This window comes from Nonomuraea sp. NPDC050691 (assembly GCF_040654455.1).
Taxonomy (GTDB): Bacteria; Actinomycetota; Actinomycetes; order Streptosporangiales; family Streptosporangiaceae; genus Nonomuraea.
The window spans coordinates 1-4,230 of the sequence record NZ_JBFAIA010000315.1 but is presented as its reverse complement, the minus strand read 5'-3'; the positions used below and the strand labels follow the sequence as shown (position 1 = coordinate 4,230).

Annotated in this window: 1 protein-coding gene; it reads left to right on the top strand. The window is 71.6% G+C overall.

Going from position 1 to position 4,230, the window contains the following annotated elements; all coding sequences use genetic code 11:
- Positions 1-476 precede the first annotated feature (476 nt).
- Complete coding sequence (locus AB0H81_RS44035) at positions 477-4,196, top strand: DUF4082 domain-containing protein (RefSeq protein WP_358388265.1); 3,720 nt, start codon at positions 477-479, stop codon at positions 4,194-4,196.
- Positions 4,197-4,230 lie beyond the last annotated feature (34 nt).

The following is a 4,230-nucleotide window of genomic DNA, read 5'->3' as shown; positions in this document are numbered from 1 at the left end:
GCAGCGCGACCGCGGCGCAGGCGAGTACGGCCGCCGCGGGCAGCCACCGTGAGGCCCGGGTCAGCGCCCCCGGCGAGCCCGGCGGCGTCTCCCCCACGCGCGGCTCGGTCCGCGGCGATTCCGGAGCGTACGGGCGGGGCGGGGCGGCGGCCATGCGCTCCAGCGTGGCGACGCTTCCTCCGCGCGGGGGGCGTATGCCCCGAACAGGACCATTCCCTTGCGACTGCTTTGCCGCGGCTCCGGCACCGGCGCCCCGACAGGTGCCGCGTTCTCCCCCTGACCGGAAAGCTTTACCGCAAAGGCGGACGCATTACCGCAACCTCTGTTTGTCTCCCGACACGCCCATCCCCTATCGAGTGCTGTCATTGTCCGCGCCGCGCGATCACCGCCCGATTTCATCCCTACTCTGCTTCGAGGTGCATACACATCGCCTTTGCTCCTGTTTTAGCTAGCAAACGCGCTCTTGGGAGTTTCGCATGCCGGACGGCACGGAGAAGATCGGCCGGAGACGGCGCCCGCCCCGCGTGGCGCTGATCGTCCTCGGGGGGGTGGCCGTCCTGACCGCCCTGCTCTGGTCCGCGTGGACGCTGACGCCTCTGCCCGGCGACACGCGTCCGGTCGACCCGCTGGCCGCCCCCGTGTCCGTGGAGTCGAACACCACCGCGCGAGAGCGCGGCCCCAGCGTCCAGCTCAACCAGGTGCCGGACCACGTGGTGCGGGCCGTCCTCGCCGCCGAGGCCGCGGCCCCCGCCCCGGAGCCCGGCGTGACCATGGAGGGGCTGGCGCGCGGCCTGTGGTTCGCCCTCACCGGGCGGAGCACCGGCGACTTCGCGATCAGCCAGCGGATGGCGGCCGGCCAGCACCCCGAGGACCACTCGTTCCCGCGCCGGCTCGCCGATCTCGCGGTGGCCGCGAAGGCCGGGCTGTCACGCTCGCCGGAGTGGGTCCTGGAGCGGTACCTCAACGTGCTCGACCTCGGCCGCGACTCCCGGGGGCTCCAGGCCGGAGCTCAGACGTTCTTCGGCAAGGACGTCCAGGACCTCAGCGTGTCCGAGGGCGCCTACCTGGCCGCCGCGATCCGGCGCCCGGACCCGGCCGGCGGCGCCGCGCCCGGGCCGGTGGCGAACCTGCGCGCCCACTGGCGGTCGGTGATCGACGCCATGCACCGCCAGGGCGCGCTCACCGAGACCCAGGCCGCCGTGCAGCGCTTCCCCTCCCCGCTCACCGCGCCCCAGGCCGACGCGCGACGCTCCGCCTCCCCGCACTCCGCGTCCGCGGCCGGCTCCGCGCCGTCCGGCGGCGCCCGTCCCCGGGTCATCGCGGCCACCGGCCCCATGGCGGCGCGCGCCGCCGTCGCCTCGACGCTGGAGAGCAGGCCCTCGAAGGCCGCGCCGGCCGCGGCCGATCCCCGCAAGGGCGCCCGGCGCGCCCGGCAGGGCTGCCCGCCCGGCTCGATCATCTGCGAGGAGAACGAGCTGCCGGGCAACCCGCCCAGCGAGTGGGACATCATCGGCGCCGGCAGCCCCGACATCCAGGGCTATCCCACCGAGATCAGCGTCAACCACGGGAACACGATCCAGTTCAAGATCAGCACCCCCGCCACCGACTACCGCCTCGACATCTACCGCTTCGGCTACTACGGCGGGATGGGGGCCCGGCTCATCACCACGATCCAGCCGTCGGTCGCGTTGCCCCAGACCCAGCCGGCCTGCGCCAGCGACCCTGCGACGGGGCTCGTCGACTGCGGCACCTGGGCGGTGTCGGCCTCCTGGGCCGTGCCGGCCACCGCCGTCACCGGCGTCTACGAGGCCAAGCTGGTCCGCGAGGACGGCACGCCCGGCGAAAGCCAGATCCTCTTCGTCGTCCGCGACGACCAGCGCCCGTCGGACCTGCTGTTCAAGACCTCCGACACGACCTGGCAGGCCTACAACCGGTTCGGCGGCAACAGCCTGTACTTCGGCCAGCCCGCCAACCGCGCCTACAAGGTCAGCTACAACCGCCCGATCACCACGCGCGGCGTCTCCAACGGACCGCCCAACTACTTCTTCAACTCCGAGTACCCGATGCTGCGCTGGATCGAGCGCAACGCCTTCGACGTCGGCTACATCTCCAGCATCGACGCCGCCGCCCGGCCCGGCCTGCTGCTGGACCACGAGGCGCTGCTGTCGGTCGGCCATGACGAGTACTGGTCGGAGGACATGCGCGACAACGTCGCCGCGGCCCGGAACGACGGCGTGGACGTCGCCTTCTTCTCGGCGAACGAGGTGTTCTGGAAAACCCGCTGGGAGCCCAGCATCGACGGGTCGGCCACCCCGTTCCGCACGATGACGTGCTACAAGGAGACGCTCGCCAACGCCAAGATCGACCCCAGCCCGCAGTGGACCGGCACCTGGCGCGATCCGCGCTTCTCGCCGCCGTCCGACGGCGGGAGACCGGAGAACCAGCTCACCGGCACCCTGTTCGTGATCAACGGCGTCGTCAACGACGCCATCCAGGTGCCCTCCCAGTACGCGCCCATGCGGCTGTGGCGCAACACCTCGATCGCGAACCTGCAGCCGGGCCAGGTCGCGACCCTCTCCGCCGGCACGCTCGGCTTCGAGTGGGACAACCAGCCCGACAACAGCGTCGCGCCACCCGGGCTGGCGCGCTACTCCGCCACCACCCTCAGCTACACCAACAAGGTCCTGCTCGACTTCGGCAGCACGTACGGGGCCGGCACCGCCACCCATCACCTGGTCCTCTACCGGCAGCCCAACGGCGGCATGGTGTTCGGCGCGGGCACCATCCAGTGGCCGTGGGGGCTGGACGCCGTCCACGACCGCGACGGCGCCCCGACCGACATCCGCATCCAGCAGGCGACCGTCAACCTCTTCGCGGACTTCGGCGCGCAGCCGGCGACGCTGCAGGCCGACCTGGTCCCGGCGACCGCGTCCACCGACACGGCGCCGCCGACCTCCGCGCTGACCGCCCCGCTGAGCGGCGCCACCGTGCTGACCGGCCGGGAGGTCACGATCAGCGGCACGGCCTCCGACACCGGAGGCGGCGTCGTCGCGGGCGTCGAGGTGTCGACCGACAACGGCGCGAGCTGGCAGGCGGCCACCGGGTTCGGCCCGTGGCAGTTCACCTGGGTACCGCAGACCGCCGGGAACACGACGATCCTCGTGCGGGCCGTGGACGACATCGGCAATCTCCAGACGACCCTCGACTCGCGGCCCGTCACGGTCGTGGGGAGCTGTCCCTGCAGCCTGTGGCCCTCGACGACCGTTCCCGCGGTCGTCTCCCAGGGCGACTCGCGTTCCGTCGAGGTCGGCGTGAAGTTCCAGGCGTCCCAGGAAGGCGCCATCCTCGGCATCCGGTTCTACAAGGGCGCCGGGAACACCGGCACGCACATCGGCAACCTGTGGAGCAGCACGGGGCAGCTCCTCGCGCGCGCCACGTTCACCAACGAGACGGCCACCGGCTGGCAGCAGGTGGACTTCGCCGCGCCCGTGCAGGTCACGCCGGGCACCACGTACGTCGCCTCCTACTTCGCGCCCGCCGGCCACTACGCGCTCAACCAGGACTACTTCACCTCGGCCCGCGTCAACGGCCCGCTGACCGCTCCCACGAGCACCGCGGCCGGCGGCAACGGCGTCTACCGGTACGGCTCCGGCACCGCCTTCCCGACGAGCACGTTCCGCTCGTCGAACTACTGGGTGGACGTGTCGTTCTCGCCGACCAGCCTCTTCGCGAGCACGTCGGTGCCCGCGGTGGTGAACGCCACCGACGCCAAGCCGGTGACGCTGGGCGTGCGGTTCCAGGCGCTGGTGCCCGGCACGATCAGGGGCATCAGGTTCTACAAGGGATCGCAGAACACGGGCACGCACATCGGCAGCCTCTGGACCAACAGCGGCCAGCAGCTCGCCAGCGCCACGTTCACCAACGAGACGGCGTCCGGGTGGCAGGAGGTCCTGTTCAGCACACCGGTCCGCATCACCCCGAACACCACCTATGTCGCCTCCTACAACACACAAGTGGGGCATTTCTCTTACAACCAGAACTTCTTCCTCACGCAGTACAACAACCCTCCCCTCATCGCGCCGGCGAGTGGAGTCGCGGGCAACGGCGTGTACCGGTACACCTCGCAGAACCTGTTCCCGAACGCGACGTTCAAGGCCAGCAACTACTGGGTCGACGTCGTGTTCGACGCCGACTGAGCCGGCATCGGCCGGCCGCGCCCCGCGCGCGGCC